Raw genomic sequence first — 22,105 nt, forward strand, 5'->3', positions numbered from 1 at the left:
GGGGTATAGCAGCGGAGGCGAGTTCTGCTTTGAAAACTTCTTAACTTTATTCCAGCCAGCGAACCAATATTTTCTTTAAAAACCGAGTTTTTACGCAAGTTTTTTTGATCTACATTACTAACTGCCTACAAAAATAGTTTATAGCTAAGTAATATCCACAGCTTGTACGCTCAAATGATATTAAAGTCCTCGGTAATGTCCACAATGTGTACCTACAATCATATTGATTGTGCAAGTGTAAAAACCAAGTGTTTCTGTGATTCTTTGTTATATCCAGAAATCTCCCAATCCTGCAATTGCTTTCCCCAACGCCCCGCGAGCAGCTATTTATCTACGCCCTAACTTTTATTATTAAAATTTAATAAAGTCATTTACAATGATGGTGGGATGCTGTATGATTTCATTTAAAGGCTGTAACACTTCCACCATAAAAAAATTAAGAGTTGCAATTTCTAGGTCGCTAGACCTCTTAAAACAAACACCTGCTAAATACGTAAGTAATTTTAAGATTGTGCGATCGTTCGATACATCGCTGCAACCTGCGGCTTTGTAAAGTAGCGATCGCCCGCCATTCATTGGGGTTCCATATGTGCCATTCTCTAATTAATTCGGCATTGATTTATAATCAACTGGGAAAATCTACTATGCTGCCAGCTTCAGGGATTTCTGGTTACAACTTACAAGAGCTGATTCACCAAGGAACTAACACAGTTATTTATCGAGCCATATCGACAGCAGAAAAACAATTAGTCATTCTCAAAGTCTTAAACACCGACTGCCCGACCCTAGAACAGAGCGCCAGTTTAAAACACGAATATCAAATCACAAAACATATCGACTCAGAGTATGTCATCAAAGTCTATCGACTCGAAATCCATCCTTTTTGCTTAGTGTTAGTATTAGAAGATATCGGAGGGGTATCCCTGAAATATTGGATCGAAAACTTAGAACATCAACCAGAATTAGCCGAGCCCGAAACCGACAATCTAGAGGCGAATGCCACGCATTACCAATTATCGATTGCCGATTTTTTAAACATAGCCGTATCCTTGGCAAAAGCTTTAGTATTGCTGCATCAAAATCAAATCATACATAAAGACATTAAACCGGATAATATTATCATAAATCCCCAAACAAAGCAAGTAAAACTTGCTGATTTTAGCATCGCTTCGCGGTTGAGAAAAGAACAAACACACTCAAAAAATTCCGATCGCCTAGAAGGAACCCTGGCATATATGTCCCCCGAACAAACCCGGCGCATGAACCGTTCCATCGACTACCGCAGCGATTTCTACTCTCTCGGCGTCACCTTTTACGAATTACTGACAGGACAATTACCATTTACCAGCAGTGACCCGTTAGAAATGGTACACTGTCACATAGCCAAACCACCAGTTCCCCTGCAACAACTCAACCCACAAATTCCCATAGTTTTGACCCAAATTGTGGCAAAACTCATGGCAAAAAATGCCGAACTTAGATATCAAACTGCCACAGGATTATTAGCAGATTTAGAACGCTGCCAAAATCAAATAAAGAATTCAGGGACAATTTCTAACTTTATTCCCGGACAACTAGATGCCCTGAGTCAGTTGTCAATTCCTCAGAAACTCTACGGACGAAACACAGAAATAGCACAATTATTAGAAGTGTTCGATCGTGTCTGCAAAGGCAGCGGTGAAATTGTCCTAGTCAGTGGCTATTCCGGCATCGGCAAATCTGCATTAGTTCATGAGATTGTCCGTGATATAACGCGGCAACGTGGCTATTTTATATCTGGTAAATGCGACCAGTTTAAGCGGAATGTTCCCTACGCTTGTTTCACTCAAGCTATGGGTAACTTCGTGCAGCAAATTTTGATGGAAAGCCCAACTCAGCTAGTAGCATGGCGACAAAGACTACTCAACGCTTTGCAGAAAAATGCTCGAATTGCGATCGATGCTATCCCGGAGTTACAATTGATTTTGGGCGAACAACCTCCCGTACCCGAACTCGGTGCTATTGAATCTCAAAACCGCTTCAACGGAGTGATGAAGAAGTTTGTCCAAGCAATTGCAACAGCCGAACATCCTTTGGTAATGTTTCTCGATGACTGTCAGTGGATGGATGCTGGAAGCGTTAATTTGTATCAACACAACTGCACCGAAGAAAATCCTTACTTCCTGCTTATTCTTGCTTATCGAAATAGCGAAGTAAGTCCGAGCCATCCCTTTATGTTGGCAAATGAGGCAATGAGGGCCGCAGGAATTGCGATCGCCAATATTCACCTGGAACCCTTGGCAATTTATGAAGTAAATCGATTAGTTTCTGACACTTTAAACTGTTCTCCTAGAAAAGTCGCATCCTTGGCACAATTGCTGCTCGAAAAAACTCAGGGAAATCCTTTCTTTTTAAAGCAGTTATTGAAGTCACTGTCTCAAGAAAATTTTCTGATATTTAATATAGAACTTGCAGAATGGGAATGGGACACCCAAGAAATCAAACAGCAAAATATTTCCGAAAATGTAGTTGATTTAATGGCTCATAAAATTCAATATTTATCTGAACAAAGTCAGACAATTTTACAATTAGCTGCTTGTATAAACAACGAATTTAATCTGGATATATTATCAGTAGTGAGCGAACAATCTTTGACTAAAACAGCACAATATTTGTGGGAAGCGCTAGAATTAGGGTTGATTTTGCCTGTAGATGACGCCTATCTAGTACCACAAGTATTTGAGCAATGGGAATTAGAAAAGTTGGCTCCAATAATTGGCAAAGTGCGCTACAATTTTTTGCACGATCGGGTTCAACAAGCCGCTTATGTGATGATTCCTGAGTCCCAAAAACAATCAGTTCACTGGAAGCTGGGACGTTTGTTGTTGGAGGGGAGCAATGAAGCTGAACGTCAAGAACAGATTTTTGATATTGTTAATCATTTGAACTTTGCTCGCGAATTCATTGCTAATCCTGAAGAACTTTATGAATTAGCACAATTAAATTTACAAGCAGGTAAAACTGCTAAAGCTGCTTCGGCTTTTGAAGATGCGCTTACTTTTTTCCAAGCTGGGTGCGACTGTTTGCCTGTCTCAAGTTGGCAAGATAATTATAGCTTGAGTTTTGCGCTAAATTTAGAGCTGGGTGAAGCAGAATATTTAAATAGTAACAATGATGCAGCTTTAGCAATTTTTGACCGGATTCTGACCAAAACTCATACTTTGTTAGAACAGTGTGCGATCGCAGAATTGCAAATAACTTGTCTGCGGATGAAGAATGACTTATCTGCCGCTTATGAGTTAGGGATTGAAACGTTAAATTCTTTGGGGGTTGAGATTGAACCTTACCCGGATGATGAATTTCTAGCCCGAGAATTAGCAGAGACGAAGAGGATGATCGGGCGATCGATCGATATATTAGCAGATTTACCCAAACTTACCGATTCGCTACAACTAGCAGCTCATCGAATTTTGAAAGAACTTTTCCCGATCGCCTATTTTACCAGTCCCAACGCTCAATATCTCTGCGCGATGAAGTTTGTACAAACAAGCATTCTGTACGGGAATTCACCATTTTCCGCCTTTGGTTACACTTTGTACGCCTTTACTTTGGTCAATAAATATCGCGAAATCAAGGCGGGCTGCGCCGCCGGAGAACTCTCGCTCAATCTCTACGAAGGCTGTGACAATAAAGAGTTAGGTACTTGTATTTTTCATATGTGGGGGGCTTTAACTTTACATTATATGAAATATATCGATGAATGCAAGCCTTTTATGCTCAAAGCTTTCAATAGCGGTTTAGAAACAGGTGCTTATCAATGGTCGGGATATGCTTCGATTAATTATCTATGGGTCTGCTTTTTTGGCAACGAGTCTTTGAGCAAAGCTACAGAAATTGCCGATCAATTTATTCCAGCGCTTTCAAAGGTCGATCGCAATATGCTAGCTTATCACTTGCTGACCAAAAATGCGATCGCCCAACTGACTAGCTCACCAGAAACCTACCCAGAGCCGGAAACCTTCATCGACGAACACCAGCTTTTAGAATTTGCCAAATCCTCAGCCGATCTTACCACTGCTTTTGTCATCTATCTTTACAAGCTCACCCATGCTAATTGGTTTGGCGAAGTCGATCGTGCCTTAGAATATGCTCTCTTCGGCGCGGAATTTTTGAAAGGCGGTGCCGGTCATTTTGTCAACCCGGTTTTTCGGTTCCATCACGCGATCGCCCTAGCTGCTGGTTGCACAAACGCCAATGATACCGAGTACAAACTATACCGAAAACAGCTCACTATTAGTCTGGAGAATTTTCGAGATTTGGCAGAACACTGTCCTGCAAATTATCTGCACAAATATTCATTAATTCAGGCAGAAATCGCGAGGTTGTCAGGAGACAGCCATACAGCAGCACAACATTATGATTGGGCGATCGCCTCCGCCCTCAAAAATGGCTTCGTCCAAAATGCTGCCCTAGCCAATGAATTAGCTGCCAGATTTTATATAACACAAAATCGTGCCAATCTCGCCAAAATTTATCTCAATGATGCCCGTTTTTGCTATGTCGAGTGGGGTGCAACCGCCAAAGTTCATCAACTAGAACAATCTCATCCAGATTGGTTTAACAAAATCAGCGACGATCGGATCGCTATAAATACAACTGCGACTACCGCCACTGATGCCAATATTTTTGATTTGAAAACAGTAATCAAAGCTTCTCAGGCTATTTCTAGCGAAATCGTCTTAGAAAAATTGTTAAAAAAACTGCTGCATATTATTTTAGAAAATGCAGGCGCTCAAACCGGGTGTATTCTTTTGGAACGAGACGGATACTTGTTCGTTGAAGTGTCGGATAGCGACCCGCATAATTATGCAATATTTGAAGAATTCCACCCAGTCAAAAATAACTACAAATTCCCTCTTTCTATCGTCAATTATGTAGCAAGAACTCAGGAACCTCTGGTACTAATCGATGCAACTAAAGAAACACTTTACCAATTCGATACATACATTCAGCATCAGCAACCGAAGTCAGTTTTGTGCGCGCCAATTGTCTATCAAGGAAAGTCAATCGGTATAGTTTATCTAGAAAATAACTTGGTCGCTGGAGCCTTCACTGACGAAGGTTTGACACTTTTGGAAATGTTGACCGCACAAGCAGCAATTGCTATTGCAAATGCGCGTTCCTACGCTAGCGAACAAGATAAATCCCGCCAGTTAACTGAATCCCTACAAAACTTGCAACAATCTCAAGCCGAACTCGCTCAAAAAGAAGAGGAGTACCGCAGTATTTTTGAAAGTGTAGCAGACGGACTTATCTTAATAGATTTGGAGACTAGAAAATTTGCGGCAGCAAACCCGGTAATGTGCGAAATGTACGGTTATTCTATGGAGGAATTCTTGAGATTAAGTCCTTTAGATCTCCTGCACCCAAAGTGCCTACATTTATTCGATGAGTTTATGACAACCGTTAGCTTGCACCAAGAATTTTATTGTGAAGCTGTCGTGCTGCGAAAAGACGGTACAGAATTCGATATTGAGGTAAGAGCAAAGTTTTTTGAATACAGAGGGAAACCCCACGCTTTGTCAATCATTCGCGATATCAGCCAGCGCAAAGTAGCGGAACAAGCTTTACAAACATCAGAAGCTCAACTGAGAGAGAAAGCTGAAAATTTAGAAGCCATATTGATCGAACTGCAACAAACTCAAGCACAATTAGTTCAAACTGAAAAAATCTCTCAACTCGGACAACTGGTAGCTGGAGTAGCCCACGAAGTGAACAATCCTATTGGCTTTATTTCTGGGAACTTGCACCACGTTCAAGAATATATTGGTGATTTAATTAACTTGGTGAATATTTATCAGGAAAACTTTCCCGAACCGGGAGCAGAAATTGAACAGGAAATTGCATCGATCGATTTACAATATCTATTAGCCGACTTGCCCAAAACTACGGCGTCCATGAAGATGGGAATCGATCGCATCCGCGACATTATGCAATCTCTGCGGAACTATTCCCGTAGCGACAGTCAGGAAAAAAGAGCAGTTGACATCCACGAAGGCATTGAAACTACTTTAATGATTTTATCTCACCGCCTCAAGGCTAAGCACAACAGACCGGCAATTAAAATCATTAAACATTACGGTGAGTTGCCAACATTAAAATGCCATCCCGGGCAAATAAATCAAGTATTTATGAATTTGATTGCTAATGCGATCGATGCTGTGGAAGAATTTAACGCGGGCAAAACCTACGCAGAAATTGAACAAAATCCCAATATAATTATGATTTCTACCGTGGGTGTTTGCCAGCAAAAACTGGAAATCATCGATACAATTGTGATTCAGATTGCTGACAATGGAATGGGAATGCCGGAATCTGTCAGAGAAAAAATGTTTGCGCCATTTTTTACAACTAAAGCAGAAGGTAAAGGTACGGGATTGGGACTGTCTATTTGCCATCAGATAGTCACTGAAATACATGGGGGAACTTTGGAATGTTTGTCTTCGGTAGGAGGCGGAACAGAGTTTGTGATTGGTCTTCCGATTTAGGGGAGTTATTGGGCATGGGGCATGGGGCATGGGGCATGGGGCATGGGGCATGGGGCATTGGTTATTGGTTATTGGTTATTGGTTATTGGTTATTGGTTATTGGTTATTGGTTATTGGTTATTCGTTATTGGTTATTGGTTATTCGTTATTGGTTATTCGTTATTCGTTATTCGTCATTCGTTATTCGTTATTCGTCATTCGTCATTCGTCATTCGTCATTCGTCATTCGTCATGGGATCAGACGGCGGTTGAAACCGCGTCTACACAAACGAAACCTGCCTCCGCAGGTTGAACATCGGACGGCGGTTGAAACCGCCCGGTCTTCTAAACAATTGGAATGGTAAAGTGAAATTCACTTCCTCGGTCTTTTCCTGGGGAATCTACCCAAATTTTACCGCCCCAGCCGGCAACAATTTGTTTGCAAATTGCTAATCCCAAACCGGTGCCGCCGGCGCTGCGCCGCAATGCTCCTTCTTCTTGATAAAATCGATCGAACACTACTTTCAAACTATTCGCCTCTATTCCCCGCCCTGTATCGGCTACAAGCACTTCCACCATGCGAGAACCGTTGCATTTCGCTCTTATGGTGACGCTTCCCTGGGGTGTGGTGAATTTGCAGGCGTTGTCTAGGAGTTTGGACAGTACCTCCACTAACCATTCGCCGTCTGCTTGCACTAAGGGCAATTCTGCGGACACTTCGGCGATAATTTGTGGTAACTGTCGATCGACTCCGCCGCGCGATCGCACGCTGCTGAGGGCCAAGTCAACGCATTCTTGCAGCGTCAGCGATTCTACATTCCATTTAACTCGCCCGCTTTCTAAGTGAGAAAGTGTTAAGAAATCCTGGACGAGTTTCCGCATTCGATCGGCATCTCCGAGGGCTGTTTCTAACATGATTTGCCGCAATTCTTGGGGCATATCTGGCTCGGAGTTCAAACTTTCTAGACACACTTGAATGGTAGAAAGTGGGGTGCGGAGTTCGTGGCCTGTGATGGCAATTAGATTGCTGCGAGTGCGGTCTAATGCTTCTAATTGTTGGTTGAGTTCTTCTAAGTGAGCGTAGGTTTCGGCTTGAATTAAGGCTGCTCCGAGTTGGGTGGCGATCGCCTCTACGAGAGCAATTTCGTCTTCTTCCCAAGGCGAAGTCGATCGGCATTGGTGCATTTCCACCATGCCCAAAACCCGCCCTTGATAAAGCACCGGCACCATTAACCAAGAGACAATCTGCCAATTTTTGACAATTTCGCCCAGGGATTTTGTATTGACAATCTGCGGGTGTTGTGCTGTCTCTTGGATGTAAACTCGCTCTTGTCGCGCTACCGCGTCCCGAAATATGGGATTTTCCTGCAACGGCCAAGTCTGGTTTAGCACAGAAGTAGCGCCGGCACGCAAAAATTCGCGATCGATTTTGACCGCCGCATCTGCTGCTTTGCACCGATAAATCAAACAGCGGCTTGCTGACAGGGCTGTTCCCAGTTCAGAGACTGCGACTTCGACGATTTCTTGCGGGTTGAGAGACTGCCGCATTGCCGTTGTAATTAAGTTGATCAGGCGTTCTTTGCGTTCTTGGGCGGCGATCGCGCTGTATGCTTTCAGAAGTTTGTGCTGACCTGATTGCAAGTAGGTGACTAAGCGTTCGGCAAAAGCGTCGCTCAATTTGGGATTGGGAATTCTTGAGTTTTTTGACGCACTTTTCGCTGGTTTTGCCGCTTTGTCTGCGGCGGATTTCCGCGTTTTTTTGGGTTTTTTGCCCAGATTGTAAGTTGTGCGCGCTCGATCGATCTTTTCGGCCAATTCGGGGCGATATTTGACAATTTTATCGAGCAACAATTCGGCAGCTTTGCAGCTTACCTCTCTGTCGAACGTCCAAATTCCTTCAAATCGGCGAGCTTGATCCATCAACAGCGGGCTGCGCTCGTCTTGGTTGTCGATCGGCACAATTTTTTCTTGACAAATCAGACAAGTTGAGTAATGTTGCCCAACCACCACTAAGTGCCACTCTTTACTTAAGGCATCTTCCGCTGCAAACGCCACATTTTCGTGACATTCCGAGGAATTTTTAAACTCAGTTTCCGGTGCAGCCAGCACGTATACCTGAGAGGATCGATCGGCAATGCGCCGGTAGCGGTGAGCTTCTTGGCGGTAGAAGCGCTCTCGCTGAAAGCTGGCAATCACTAGGGGTTCGTCGTCGGAACCCGCCAAAACCAAGTCTTCCATCGCGTGAGACAGCGCTGTCATGGAAGATTTGAAATAAATTTGTGCCCGGAGTTGGGGCAAAGCTTGCAGAAGTTCTGCCAGTAGCGAAATTGGGACGATCATCTAGCCTTAAACGTGCATTTTTGCCGATGACAAAACAGGAGCGATCGACAATCAGTTGAGATCGATCCCTTTTAAGTATCTCTCAAAACTAACTACAAATTGGCCGTTAGCGAGAAACTAACGGCCAATTATTTTTTTAGGGCGATCGCCCGTAAGTATAAATGCTGGGAACGCGATCGAATCAGGCTAGCTCGCCGCCTTCGTCACTGCCGCCGGGAGATGATTTGTAAAGAGCATCTAATTGTTCGCGCGCGTCTTGGACAGTCAGCGAACGCATCACTAATAGCGGTTCGTTAACAATATTTCCGTATTCGTCTAACAGTTCTGGATGGGGCACGGCTTGAGAGCGAGGATAGGATGCGTAGCGATTATTTGCCCTGAATTGTTGGGGGCGCTGGGACTCCATACCTACGGTGACTAGACTGCGGATTAAGTTACTGACGGCCAAAAAGGCAAGAACGGTGAAAGCTAAAATATAAAGCAGGTGTAACATTATTTTCTCCTCCGGGCTCTGATAGCCACACAGCAATTTACAAAAGTGTTTCAGCAAGTATTGACACTCCCGGGCGTAAACGCGGGGATTCTTGGTTCACTGACATACCTTTAAACTATTCATCCCTTCGGCAATATTTAAACCAAAAACCCGTCCAATTGAACGAAGCTTCGAGCCTAATTTGAATAGTCCCAGAGGGCTTGTCTCCCCAAGCGTTAAGGGATTATTCCCTTTGTTTCCGTATGCCCTACGGTACATCTAACTACTAAGATTTTGAGTTTTCTGGTATGGGTGCACGATGGCTACCCTAGCTATGTTTTTGTGGTTTTCGCCACCCACGAGACATTATTGTTTCCTAGCCAGTCGTTTTGGGTTTGGTTATCCATTTGTGCTAGCGGTTATTCTACCTGTATCTATTTGTAGTATAGGGTACTATTTGGGAAACTTTTAGAACTTTTTGGAAATAAAAACTTCCTAAAACGACGGGGTTTTAAACCCTATTTTCTGATAACTTATTAACTGGAAATCTGTTTGAGCTTGTCAAGTGGACGCGACATTTCCCAAGGTTGGGAATTTGACTGCGGGTTGAACTTGAACTTGCCTTTTTATTTTCCAGGGCGAGCTGACTGCTCTTTCCGAAAGCGCGCCGATACTTGCCAGCATTCGGCGAGCAGTCTATGCCACGGCATGAGTGCTGCGGTTTCAATTGCAACTTGCCCTCCGGTTGCTTGAAATAGAGCTTTAGCCGCGCCTACTTCTTGCTGAGCCTGTTTGACTCGCGCCAGCAAGTCGGATTGATCGTCGCCGCTCAGAAAATGAATTTCCTCAGTTTCTAAGAGAGTAGCCGATCGCTCGAACCAGTATTTAAAATCCTCTAACAGCGGTTCCAGTAGGGATTTGAGCAATTCTGATTCTGGCAAATTGGAGTTAAGCATTGATTAAAATTGGGTTATTTATCTATTCTAACCTTAAATGTACTTTACAAACTGTAACATTTTTTTTAACAAAAATTCAATAATTTCACAAAAATTAGCAGGTGAGTCAGTCCTGGACGCAACTGTCACATTAAAGGTATAAGGTACGTAGTTGCGCTTGGGCGCTCTTTCATATATCAAAGAAAGAGCGCCCAAGCGCAACTACGTACCTAAAAATTAAATTATTGTAGGGTGCGTCAGCGGGCTGAATGTAACTACCCCAGACTAAAGACTTTGCCCCGCTGACGCACCCTACGGTTAGTTAGCACTCCTGTAACAGTTCCCCAGCCGGAAGTCGGCGCTTGCTGTCCCAACCTGAGTAATATAGAAGCAAGTGCAACTAAATTAATTGATAATTCAGCCGATGTCTAGCTCAGAATCCATGAACGCTCCAGAAGAGTCCGTTAAGATAGAGTTGCTCCGCACGAGTGAGTCGGAACAACTAAAAAAAATTCGCCACACCACATCCCACGTTATGGCGATGGCGGTACAGAAATTATTTCCCAAGGCCCAAGTCACAATCGGCCCTTGGATTGAAAATGGTTTTTATTACGATTTTGATTGTCCAGAACCTTTTACCGAAAAGGATCTCAAGGCAATCAAAAAAGAAATGATCAAAATCATTAACCGCAAATTGCCTGTAATTCGGGAAGAAGTCAGCCGCGAGGAAGCGGAACGGCGCATCAAGGAGATCGACGAACCTTACAAATTAGAAATTTTGGCAGGTTTGATCGAACCGATTACTCTTTACCATTTGGGTGACGAATGGTGGGATTTGTGCGCTGGGCCCCATTTGGATAATACCAGTGAAATCAATGGAAGGGCGATCGAGCTCGAAAGCCTAGCAGGAGCATATTGGCGCGGCGACGAAACCAAAGCTCAATTGCAGCGAATTTACGGCACAGCTTGGGAAACTCCCGAACAATTGGAAGCCTACAAACACCGCAAAGCAGAAGCCCTAAGGCGAGATCACCGCAAACTCGGCAAAGAATTAGGCTTGTTTATTTTTGCCGATCCAGTCGGCCCAGGCTTGCCTTTGTGGACGCCCAAAGGCACTATTTTGAGAAGTATTTTAGAAGACTTCTTGAAACAAGAACAAATCAAACGTGGCTATCTACAAGTTGTGACTCCCCACATCGCCAGAGTCGATTTATTCAAAATCTCTGGACATTGGCAGAAATACAAAGAAGATATGTTTCCGCTAATGGCAGAAAATGCAGAAGCGGCGGCAAACGAACAGGGTTTTGTAATGAAACCAATGAACTGTCCGTTTCACATTCAAATTTACAAAAGCGAACTGCGTTCCTATCGGGAATTGCCGATGCGCTTAGCAGAATTTGGCACAGTTTACCGCTACGAACAATCGGGAGAATTGGGCGGTTTAACCAGAGTGCGCGGCTTTACGGTTGATGATTCCCACTTGTTTGTCACGCCGGAACAGTTGGATGCTGAATTCTTGAGTGTGGTCGATTTAATTCTGTCAGTATTCAAGAGTCTGCAACTGAAAAACTTTAAGGCGCGTTTGAGTTTCCGCGATCCAGAAAATTTAGATAAATACATCGGTTCCGATGAAGCTTGGGAAAAAGCGCAAGGTGCCATCCGCCGCGCGGTGGAAACTTTGGGAATGAATTATTTTGAGGGAATTGGGGAGGCGGCTTTTTACGGGCCGAAACTCGATTTTATTTTCCAAGATGTGTTGGATAGAGAATGGCAATTAGGAACTGTTCAGGTAGATTACAATTTGCCAGAACGTTTTGATTTGCAATACGTTGCTGAAGACGGCACTCGCCAGCGTCCGGTGATGATTCACCGCGCTCCTTTTGGTTCTTTGGAGCGTTTGATCGGGATTTTGATCGAACAGTATGCGGGGGATTTTCCGATATGGTTAGCGCCGATTCAGGTGCGGTTGTTGCCTGTCAGCGAGGAGTTTTTGCCGTTTGCTAAGGAAGTGGAGGCGAGGATGAAGGCGCTGAATATTCGCGCGGAAGTTGAGAGTAGCGAACGTTTGGGTAAGTTGATTCGCAATGCTGAGAAGGATAAAATTCCGGTGATGTGTGTTGTGGGTGCTAAGGAGGTTGAGGCGAATAGTTTGAATATTCGGACTCGTGCTTCTGGGGAGTTGGGGGCGATTTCGGTTGATGAGGCGATCGCAAGGTTGCAGTCTGCTATTAGTAATTACGGGAATTTTTAGGGGAGTTTAACCGCAGAGGTCGGCGGATTAACGCAGATTAACGCAGATGATAGCTTGATATTGTCTGCGTTTTTATAATTCATTAGCTAAAATAGTAGAATTAGGTAAGTTAACAGGAGTTAAATCAATGGCTAATCCATTTCCGGGGATGAATCCTTATTTAGAAAGTCCTGGCTTTTGGAGTTCTGTTCATAATAGGTTGATAGTGGCAATAGCCGATTGGTTAACTCCGCAACTACTGCCTAAATATTTAGTAGATATCGAACAAAGAATTTATCAAATCAGTGGCGAAGATGCTTTACTAATTGGCATTCCCGATGTCACAATACAGCAGACACCGACTCGAAGAACCGAGAGTGATTCTAATGTTGCTGTCGCCGCTCCACCCGCCAAATCTTTGAAGGTAACAATACCTTTACCGCTGGAATTAAAAGAAACTTATTTACAGGTAGTCGAAATAGAAACTAAACAGGTAGTCACGGTAATTGAAGTGCTGTCACCCGCCAACAAACGTCCTGGTAAAGGGCGCGAAATGTACGAAAAAAAGCGAGAAAAGGTGTTTGGTAGTTGCAGTCATCTGGTAGAGATTGACTTGCTGCGAAGTTACCAACCTCTACCAGTTTTTGGCAATGAGATTGAGGCAAGTTATCGAATTTTGGTGAGTCGGGCAAATCAAAAGCCTTTGGGGGATTTGTATCTTTTCAATTTACCCGATACAATTCCTTGTTTTCCGTTGCCTTTGCGTGCAGGTGATGTTGAGCCGATCGTAGATTTGCAGGCGTTGTTGAATATAGTGTACGATCGCGCCGCCTATGATTTTAGAATCGATTATACCGCCGAACCCGTGCCGCCGCTTGCCGAACCGGATGCTGTTTGGGCTGATGCTTGGTTGCGGGAGATGGGAGTGAGAGGTTGATAACAGTGGTAGTTCGCATTAAAATCAAAGAAACCGGGTTTTTCGCAATTTCTGGATGGTGTATCGATATTCAAAGGAAAAACCCGGTTTCTAGCCACCCCTGCATAAGTCCTAAGTAAGTCAATCAACAGGAGTTAAATCAATGCCTAATCCATTTCCAGGGATGAATCCTTATTTAGAAAGCCCTGACTTTTGGCCAGAAGTTCATCATTCGCTGATTAGTATGCTTCAAGAGTCATTAGTTCCCCAACTGGTGCCGAGGTATCGAGTGGCAATTGAAAAGCGAATTTATGAAATCAAGGGAGAACAATCGCTGTTAGTTGGGATTCCTGATGTTTCGATCCAGCACAATCCGATTCCTAGAAATTCAAGTACATCTAATGTAGCTGTCGCCACACGAACTACTGAACCTTTGAAAGTAAGATTAGCGATGTATGAGGAGGTGAAACAAGGATATTTGGAGGTGATAGATATGGCGACCAAGGAAGTTGTGACAGTAATTGAGGTGCTTTTACACGCTAATAAACCATCTGGAAAAGGGCGTGAAATGTATGAGGAAAAGCGGGATAAGGTGTTGGGAAGTCGGACTAATTTTGTGGAGATTGACTTGTTGCGGGGTTGGGAACCTCTCCCGGTTTTTGACAATGACAATGCAGCGAGTTATAGAATTTTGGTGAGTCGGAGCAATGAAAGACCGATCGCCGATTTATACTTATTTAATCTACCAGATGCGATCCCTTGTTTTCCGTTGCCTTTGCGCGCAGGCGATGTGGAACCAATGGTAGATTTACAGGCGCTGTTGAATACAGTGTACGATCGCGCCGCCTATGACATTACCCTCGATTATACGGCCCAGTTAGTCCCTGCACTTTCAGAATCCGATGCTGTTTGGGCCGATTCTCTGCTGCGCGAAACCAGCCTCCTGCCATCCGAAAGCTAAAAAAATCTACACAAAACGTTACAAATTTGTTAACATCGTGGCGAGTCTGTCCTCCGCAGCCTCTGGTGTTAACCTTCTAAAATAACCGCTATGACTCAACCTCCCTCGCCAACAACCTCCGAAGAATCCGCCCCCGAAACCCCGATCGCCCCGACAAACAATGCACCTCCACCGAGTTATGTCAAGCTAGCCATGCGGAATATGGTTCGCAAGCGGGCGACTTCTCTGTTTCATTTTGCTTTGACGGCGGCTGGACTTTTGGGTATACTCGTCGGTTTGGCTTTTCTCGATCGCTATTTCAACTCTTAGAATACCGATTGAAACCGCGTCGATACAGACACTCACGCACTCTAAGAGCGGGTTAAATACCGGGGGGTTCGATCCGATCGTGCGATCGACCCATTGCAATCTTGAACAGATTATTGTAATCTTCCTGCTAAAAGCAAAAAGTCGATTAGCCCGCCCAATTTTCACTTATCAAAAAATTCAATACATCCCTTGACAAAAGAACCAAAAAATGATAATTGAGGTGAACGTCGAAGACTGTTATGGGTTCGCCGACGCTGACAACCTCCCGGAGAATCAACCCAGCGGGGAGATTGCCGCCCAAACCTGGGAAAATTGGTTTAGCGTTTGGCTAGAAAACCAGCAAGCAGATGTGCCAGAAGCCCCCGGCTACGAAGTCAGTCTGCGTTTAACCGCCGATGCCGATATCCAAGCCCTCAACGCCCAGTACCGTCAACAAGATCGATCGACCGATGTACTAGCTTTCGCCGCATTAGAGGTAGACTGTCCTCAAAGAGAGGAAATGCAGTCATCCGAACCCCTATACTTGGGTGATATCATCATCTCGATCGACACAGCGAAGCGACAAGCCCAGCAGCAAGGACATTCCCTAAAGACTGAACTAGCTTGGCTCGCATCCCACGGTTTTTTGCATCTTTTGGGCTGGGATCACCCGGATGAGGAAAGTCTGACTCAAATGCTCGATCGACAAGAAACACTGCTGCGCGCGATCGGACTTGAGATCCAAACAGCATAACTGACGTTGATGGTGACTTAACCAATCATGTCAACCCAAACATAACTTTCTGAAATCATACCAAAACTTTAGTAAAAACTTAGGAAAGTTAACTAGACTTGATGAAGGAAATTTTCAAAGTCTAGCTTTCGTTAATCTCTGTAACTTAAAGTTGGTTGTTTATGCCACTAGATCAACCGTCAATTTCATCAAACATCCCACCGTTTGCGATCGTGCCTCCAGATTCTGCCATGCCTACAGTCCACGAGCCGAAAAAAGCCTTGAAATACAAGCGAGAGCTTTCCTGGAAAATCGCATCTAGTTTAGCTACGAGTTTTCGGTATGCTTGGGGTGGGCTAACCTATGCTTTTGAAACTCAGCGCAATTTTCGGATTCACACTGTTATAGGAACTTTGGCGATCGGACTCGGACTATTTTTGCACCTCAAACCTGTAGAAATATCAGTGATCGGCGTCACAATTGGTATAGTTTTAGCAATGGAATTGTTGAACACGGCGATCGAATCAGTGGTAGACTTAACCGTCGGGCAATCTTACCACGAACTCGCCAAAATTGCCAAAGACTGCGCTGCCGGAGCCGTTCTGGTATCCGCAATGGCTGCGGCCATTGTCGCTGCTGCACTGCTGCTTCCTCCGTTATGGGTAGTTGTTCAAATTGCGATCGTCCGTTAGTAAACTTGATTGGGCAAGCTAAATTTTAGGTTTTAGATGACCAACTTGAGATTTTTGGTTTTATTCCTACATATTGGAGCTATTTTAATCTTGGGCATCTATCTAAAATATTCCAACTCTTGCATTCAGGCAGCGAGTCAATCTAAAATCTAAAATCTAAAACCTAAAATCCAATTTAACCCGTGATTATAGTCATCGATAACTACGACAGTTTTACATACAATTTGGTACAGTATCTAGGAGAACTCGGTGCTGAGTTGCCCGTAGCAAAAGAAGTCCAAGTCTACCGCAACGATCAAATTTATTTAGAAGATATTCGCCGATTGCAACCCGCAGCAGTAGTAATTTCTCCAGGCCCAGGGCGGCCGGAAGATGCGGGGATTTCTCTGAAATTGATCGAAGAATTGGGGCCGACTCTACCAATTTTAGGCGTGTGTCTCGGACATCAAAGTATTGGTCAAGTATTCGGTGGCAAAATTGTTTCCGCACCGATATTGATGCACGGCAAAACTTCTCAGGTAGAACACGCAGGAGTCGGAGTTTTTGTAGGTGTAGAATCGCCGATGATTGCAACTCGCTATCACAGTTTGGTAATTGAAAAAGAGAGTTGTCCAGAAGTTTTGGAAGTTACGGCTTGGGTGGAAGATGGCACGATTATGGGCGTGCGTCATCGGGAATATCCACACATTGAAGGCGTACAGTTTCATCCGGAAAGTATTTTGACTACTTCGGGAAAGCAATTATTGCGGAATTTTTTGGAACGGCTTTAAGAAGAAGGAAGAAGGAAGAAGGAAGAAGGAAGAAGGAAGAAGGGAGAAAGACATACATACACACTCAGCTTGAATGCGAGCCGTATTTTACGTTTAATCAAGTGGATTTGCTTATGTTGAGAGTTGAGTTTTTCTGGATTTGTAGAGTAGGCAATGGGAACCTTACGGGAAAACTCGATCGCACATTTCGCACCTGGCGGCATTTTGTGATATAACAACAAACGACCAACACCCGATAACCGCAACCAAAAAGATGAAACGGCGACAATTAATAAGTTACGCACAGACGGGTTTGCTAGCGGCTTTCTTCACTGGTTTGCCATCTGGATGGGAAAGCTATCAAGCTCAAACTGCTGGTTCTTTGTCGGTTCAGTGGTTAGGGCACACTTGCTTCTTGTTTGCCGGTGGCGGTGCGAGGGTGCTGGTGAATCCTTTTCGCCCCCTGGGCTGTACGGCAGGCTATCGTTCTCCTAAAGTCCCCACAGATTTGATTCTGATTAGCAGCAGATTGCTTGATGAAGGGGCGGTAGACGGATTTTCGGGCAATCCCGGCCTTTTGTACGAACCGGGCACTTATAGGTCTAACGGGCTCAGGATTCAAGGGATTCGGACGCAGAAAGACCGTGAAGGAGGAAGGCGGTTTGGGGTGAATGTGGCTTGGCTCTGGCAGCAAGCCGGTGTTAAGATTTTACACTTGGGCGGAGTCGCTGGCCCGATCGGCATTGAAGAACAAATCTTAATCGGGCGGCCGGATATTTTGCTAATTCCCGTGGGCGGAGGGCCGAAAGCTTACACTCCGGCGGAAGCGAAGCAAACTGTGCAACTGCTCAAACCGAAAATGGTGATTCCCACACACTTCAAAACCCAAGCCGCCGATGCTGCTGCGTGCGATTTAGTATCGCTAGATGAATTCTTGGGCCTAATGGATGGTACATCGATACGCCGATCGAATAACGACACGATTTCGGTCAAATCTGCTGACTTACCGCAAACAGGTTCGGTGATTGAGGTTTTGAGTTACAGATTTAGCGGTTGAGCTTCTTTTTACCTGAGCTTGCGCTATAGTAAGGGAGTTTTAGTCGATCGACAATCCCAGCTCATTTTATCTCTACCGAGTGCCTTTGGCAACCTTACCTTTTGCGGAAATTTGGCTAACATAACAATTCACGTTCACCGTTTTATTGTCATAAGGAAAAGCAAGCACAATGAAAAATCAAAATTTACCTAGCTGGATGAAACAACTCACAGGTTTCGCAGGAGTAATCGGCGCTAGTGCGTTGATTGGTTTCCCCGCTTGGGCTCACATCAACTCCAGCACAACTGTTAGCAATACAACACCAACTCAACAAGTTGCAGGAAATGTGAAAATTGCTGCTTCACCAGCACCAACAGCCTCACCGAAATCAACCACTTCACCAGCACCAACAGCCGCTACTAAGGATATTGTCGCTATTGCATCTGGCGACGCTCAATTTAAGACATTGACTAAAGCCTTGACAGCCGCAGATTTAGTTAAAACCCTCCAAGGAAAAGGGCCTTTCACTGTTTTTGCACCGACAGACGCGGCATTTGCTGCTGTGCCAAAAGCAACTTTGGATGATTTGCTCAAACCAGCAAATAAAGCCAAACTTGTTAAGGTTTTGACTTACCACGTTGTTTCTGGTTCAGTTTTATCTACCAGCCTCAAATCCGGCGATGTTAAAAGTGTGGAAGGCGGCTCGCTGAAGGTGGTAGTTGCCGCAGGCAAAGTTACTGTTAGCGGCGCTAATGTTGTGAAAGCTGACATCAAAGCTAGCAACGGCGTTATTCACGTAATTGACAAAGTTTTGATCCCTGCTGATGCGAAGTAGGACGAGCATTTTGGGTCTCAAATGATTTCAAATTAGGTACGTTGTTGGGCTTAAGCCCTCTTTGATCTACAGGTATAAAGGAGGCTCAACCCCAACAACGTACCTTTATTTATTAATATCACAGTAATCCAAACGTATTGGGATAGATTACAATAGTGTCGGCAACATGAGAGTAAAAGTTGACCCCTTGCCTAACTCGCTATTAACAGTAATTTCTCCCCCCAGCATCTCAGAGTATTTCTGCGCTATAGCCAAACCCAAACCCGTACCTCCGTACTTGCGGGTAGTCGAAGCATCAGCTTGCGTAAAAGGTTGAAATAACTTTTCTAGCTGTTCCGGAGTCATCCCAATTCCCGTATCAGTACAATTAAAAATTAACTCTTCAACATCCCAACTATTCTCGTCATTTTGATTTTTTTTAACGCTGAGTGTAACAATCCCTTGCTGAGTAAACTTCGCTGCATTGCTGAGCAAATTAAATAAAATTTGAGTTAACTTAGTTTTATCGGAATGCAATTGGCCAATATTAGGATCGCATTCAACATTCAGGCGATTGTTGTTTCGGAAAAATAACGGCTCAACAGTTTTTACTACATCTTTAATTGTCTCGAATACGTCAAAAGTTTCTAATTCAAGTTCCCCGTGACCTGCTTCAATCTTCGACAAATCCAGAATATCATTAATCAATCCGAGTAAATGGTTGCCTGCATTGTGAATTCTTTCCAAATCCGACACAAAGTCTTCTTCGCCAATATCTAAAGCATCTTCTTGCAGAATCTCGCTGTAACCGATAATCGCATTCAGAGGAGTTCGCAGTTCGTGGCTCATGTTAGCCAAAAACTGACTTTTCGCGAAATTAGCTGCTTCTGCTGCTTCCTTGGCTTTGTAAAGTTCTGCCTCGGCTTGCAAGCGGTCGGTTACGTCGTGAGCCAGCACTAATTCAGCATTTCTGCTGTCAAATATCAGGGTATAAGAAGTAATTTCTACATCAATAATTGTGCCGTTTTTTGTCTGGTGCTGCCACACACCCCCAAAATCAATTCCGGCATCTACTTGGGATATATCTTCTAGCAATCTGGACAGTTCTTGGCGCGGACGAATATCCGCAACGGTCATGTTGAGAAATTCGTGGCGAGTGTACCCGTAGTGCTCTACAGCAGCGTGATTGACGGCTATAAATTCCAGAGTTTCTAAGTCGTAAACCCACATCGGATGGGGGTTGTTTTTAAACAAAAGTCTGTAGCGTTCTTCCGAGGCTCGGAGTTCGGCTTCGGCTTGCTTGCGCTCGGTAATGTCGCGGATAACAGTGCAAATAATCTCGCGGCCGCCGTAGGAAATCAGGCTGGCGCTTACTTCCACATCCACGCAGGAACCGTCTCGGCGGCGGTAGAGAACTTCGCCAATTCTGAGTTGTTTCTCTCTTAGCAGGAACAGGATATTTCGGTCAACTAGGTCTTTGGAATAGGCGACGATATCGTAAACACTCAGTTGCGAAATTGCATCAAGACTGTAATCGAGCAAGTTTCTAAAGGCTGTATTGGCTTCTAAAATGCGTTTGGTTTGAGCGTCCCACAGGAAAATGCAGTCTGTAGCTTGCTCGACTACGGCTTGGTAGCGGGCTTTTTCCTCAAGTTGTTCGCTTTCGGCGATCGCGATCGTCCCGAGCATTCCATTGATAGTATGGGCAAGGTCGGCCAACTCGTCTGCGCCCGTGACCGGCAGTCGCACCGAGAGGTCTTGGCTGCTGCTGACGCGGTTAACTGCTTTCGCCAAACTGCTCAACCGAGACAGCACCAAACGCTCAATCAGCAGCAGAGTGCAGCCGATAAATCCTATTCCCGCTAACCCTACAGACACCAGCAGGTACATTAAACTGGTTTGACCTTGGCGGTAGATTTCTCTGGGCATATCCACCCGTAGAAGTAGCGCCGGTCGATCGTAAATATCCCGGATCAAAGCATAACCTGCCATCAAATCTTCGCTGACAGGACGCACAAAAATCGGTTTTTTTCCCGACAGTTTGTGTCGCGCTTTCAGAAAGTCAGCCGGTAAATGAGCTTCATTAACGCTGTGTACAATCAGCGGCAACCGAGTAATTTTAGAAAGCTTCTCAATGCCCGCAGCATCGAAATTGCGCCCGAATACCAGCGTGCCCCGAATCGGGCCGGTGCTTTTTGTAGTGAGAATTGGCCGGGAAGTAATCAGTATCGGCCCTGAGGGCAGCAGCAGGACACCAGCGAGGCTGCTTTTGGCGTTGGGGTGCTGCAACAGCGGGTCGTTGAGAGAAATATGCTCTTTTAATGCTTCTGGAACAGGCGTTAGTTTCATCTTGTCGCTGTCTAAACCCGTACCGTAAACTATTTTGCCAGAAGTATTGACAAATATGGCTAGATGAACTCTCAAATTATTCAGCCCTTCTGGAACTAAATTCGAGGCAATGAATTCTGAGTTGCGGTTTTGGATAAAAGTGTAGGTGTCATCCCACGCAGACCAGTCAGCAAAGCGCGAGTTGAAGTCGTCTGCGGTTTGCCCGAACACGCTGAGCACTCCCTTGACAACCTGTGTGGCTTCTTGTTCCTCTGCTTTGACAAGGCTGCCCAAAAGGATGCTGGAGGAGGCTGCATAGAGAATGCCAGTCAGTCCAGCGATGGTAATGCCAACTATTGATAGTGTTTTCCGACGCAGTTTCATCTTGCCGAGTGTGTGATGTCCGTCTGAAATTCTCAACTCAGGAGCAATTTTACTGCTGTTTCCTGAATCCTGGCTGCTGGCGCTGCACCAGTCTCCCGAGAGGGAGTATTGTAGGGTGCCCCGTAGCCTCACATTTTCTCGGATATTTCCAGTTTCTTGTGTGACGCACTCTACTGCTGCCTTGTTAAGGAGTATACAACTAACATCCGCTAACTTCAGGCATGGGGATGAGACCTGGGTTTTTGTTAAACAAGATTTTCGCCAAACGGGAAAAGCCTCTTAGAAATTAGGTTGGGTTGAGGCACTCGTACCGAACAAATAGGTTTTAGCTTCGCTTTACCAAAAACTTGGGTTTAAAGCCCCGTCCTTCTAGGACGGCTTTGTGTTAGATTTTTAACGTAGCGAGTTCCTACGTAAGATGTTCGTTCTAAAATTCAAGGCGATCGGCAAATTAAATCAGTACGCAGCAATAGACGAAGCAGTCAGAACTGCTCAATTCGTTCGGAATAAGTGCATCCGTTTTTGGATCGACAACCGAGGAGTAGGGCAAAAAGACTTGTACCGTCACAGCACTGCGCTCAGAGAAGAGTTTGCTTTTGTCAAAGACTTGAATTCTAGTGCTTGCCAAGCCTCTGTGGAAAGGGCTTATTCTGCCATTGCTCGGTTCTACGACAACTGCAAGAAAGCCGTTCCCGGAAAGAAAGGTTATCCGACTTTCAAG

At 44.7% G+C, this 22,105-nt stretch carries 15 protein-coding genes and 1 pseudogene; 12 read left to right on the plus strand and 4 right to left on the minus strand.

The window, feature by feature from the left end:
- Positions 1–644: 644 nt before the first annotated feature.
- Together JGK07_RS06565 and JGK07_RS06570 are read left to right on the plus strand one after the other, a co-directional pair.
- Positions 645–6,527, plus strand: a complete 5,883-nt coding sequence (locus tag JGK07_RS06565) for an AAA family ATPase (protein ID WP_293206537.1) — start codon at positions 645–647, stop codon at positions 6,525–6,527.
- 14 nt (positions 6,528–6,541) lie between these two features.
- Positions 6,542–6,871: a hypothetical protein gene (locus tag JGK07_RS06570; RefSeq protein ID WP_293182847.1), complete on the plus strand. Its 330-nt coding sequence runs from the start codon at positions 6,542–6,544 to the stop codon at positions 6,869–6,871.
- On the opposite strand, the gene JGK07_RS06575 is transcribed toward JGK07_RS06570, so the two are convergent.
- The 3 genes from JGK07_RS06575 to JGK07_RS06585 form a co-directional block, all read right to left on the minus strand.
- On the minus strand, positions 6,852–8,846 hold the full coding sequence (locus tag JGK07_RS06575) for a DICT sensory domain-containing protein (protein WP_293197317.1): 1,995 nt from the start codon (positions 8,844–8,846) through the stop codon (positions 6,852–6,854). The genes JGK07_RS06570 and JGK07_RS06575 overlap by 20 nt on opposite strands.
- Before the next feature lie 181 nt (positions 8,847–9,027).
- The gene (locus tag JGK07_RS06580) at positions 9,028–9,339 is read right to left on the minus strand and encodes a DUF2973 domain-containing protein (RefSeq protein WP_293148252.1); all 312 of its coding nucleotides are present in this window, start codon (positions 9,337–9,339) and stop codon (positions 9,028–9,030) included.
- A 605-nt stretch (positions 9,340–9,944) separates the two neighbouring features.
- Complete coding sequence (locus tag JGK07_RS06585) at positions 9,945–10,274, minus strand: DUF2605 domain-containing protein (RefSeq protein WP_293182843.1); 330 nt, start codon at positions 10,272–10,274, stop codon at positions 9,945–9,947.
- Between the two features lie 403 nt (positions 10,275–10,677).
- On the opposite strand from JGK07_RS06585, the gene thrS reads away from it, so the two are divergent.
- The 9 genes from thrS (at position 10,678) to JGK07_RS06630 (ending at position 18,693) form a co-directional block, all read left to right on the plus strand.
- Positions 10,678–12,504: a threonine--tRNA ligase gene (gene thrS / locus JGK07_RS06590; protein ID WP_293182841.1), complete on the plus strand. Its 1,827-nt coding sequence runs from the start codon at positions 10,678–10,680 to the stop codon at positions 12,502–12,504.
- 127 nt (positions 12,505–12,631) lie between these two features.
- A complete protein-coding gene (locus tag JGK07_RS06595; RefSeq protein ID WP_293182839.1) occupies positions 12,632–13,420 on the plus strand; it encodes a DUF4058 family protein in 789 nt (262 codons plus the stop codon).
- 142 nt (positions 13,421–13,562) lie between these two features.
- A complete protein-coding gene (locus JGK07_RS06600; protein ID WP_293182837.1) occupies positions 13,563–14,360 on the plus strand; it encodes a DUF4058 family protein in 798 nt (265 codons plus the stop codon).
- Between the two features lie 90 nt (positions 14,361–14,450).
- Positions 14,451–14,669, plus strand: coding sequence for a DUF3285 domain-containing protein (locus JGK07_RS06605; protein WP_293182835.1), 219 nt, complete (start codon positions 14,451–14,453; stop codon positions 14,667–14,669).
- Positions 14,670–14,877: 208 nt separating this feature from the next.
- Positions 14,878–15,402, plus strand: a complete 525-nt coding sequence (gene ybeY / locus JGK07_RS06610) for an rRNA maturation RNase YbeY (protein ID WP_293182833.1) — start codon at positions 14,878–14,880, stop codon at positions 15,400–15,402.
- Positions 15,403–15,563: 161 nt separating this feature from the next.
- Complete coding sequence (locus JGK07_RS06615) at positions 15,564–16,073, plus strand: diacylglycerol kinase family protein (RefSeq protein WP_293182831.1); 510 nt, start codon at positions 15,564–15,566, stop codon at positions 16,071–16,073.
- A 182-nt stretch (positions 16,074–16,255) separates the two neighbouring features.
- Entirely contained in the window at positions 16,256–16,843 is a 588-nt protein-coding gene (locus tag JGK07_RS06620) for an aminodeoxychorismate/anthranilate synthase component II (protein ID WP_293182829.1), read from the plus strand.
- Positions 16,844–17,096: 253 nt separating this feature from the next.
- A complete protein-coding gene (locus JGK07_RS06625) occupies positions 17,097–17,879 on the plus strand; it encodes an MBL fold metallo-hydrolase (protein ID WP_293191333.1) in 783 nt (260 codons plus the stop codon).
- Positions 17,880–18,048: 169 nt separating this feature from the next.
- Positions 18,049–18,693 carry a fasciclin domain-containing protein gene (locus tag JGK07_RS06630; protein ID WP_293182825.1) on the plus strand — a complete coding sequence of 215 codons (645 nt, stop codon included), beginning with the start codon at positions 18,049–18,051 and terminating at the stop codon, positions 18,691–18,693.
- Between the two features lie 147 nt (positions 18,694–18,840).
- Here JGK07_RS06630 and JGK07_RS06635 read toward each other — a convergent pair whose 3' ends face one another.
- Entirely contained in the window at positions 18,841–21,516 is a 2,676-nt protein-coding gene (locus JGK07_RS06635) for a CHASE4 domain-containing protein (protein WP_293182823.1), read from the minus strand.
- Positions 21,517–21,802: 286 nt separating this feature from the next.
- Between JGK07_RS06635 and JGK07_RS06640 the strand changes: the two are divergent.
- Positions 21,803–22,105: pseudogene (locus JGK07_RS06640) on the plus strand (hypothetical protein); the annotation flags it as partial.

The sequence above is a fragment of the Microcoleus sp. PH2017_24_DOB_U_A genome, assembly GCF_020738205.1.
In the GTDB taxonomy this organism is placed as follows: domain Bacteria; phylum Cyanobacteriota; class Cyanobacteriia; order Cyanobacteriales; family Microcoleaceae; genus Microcoleus.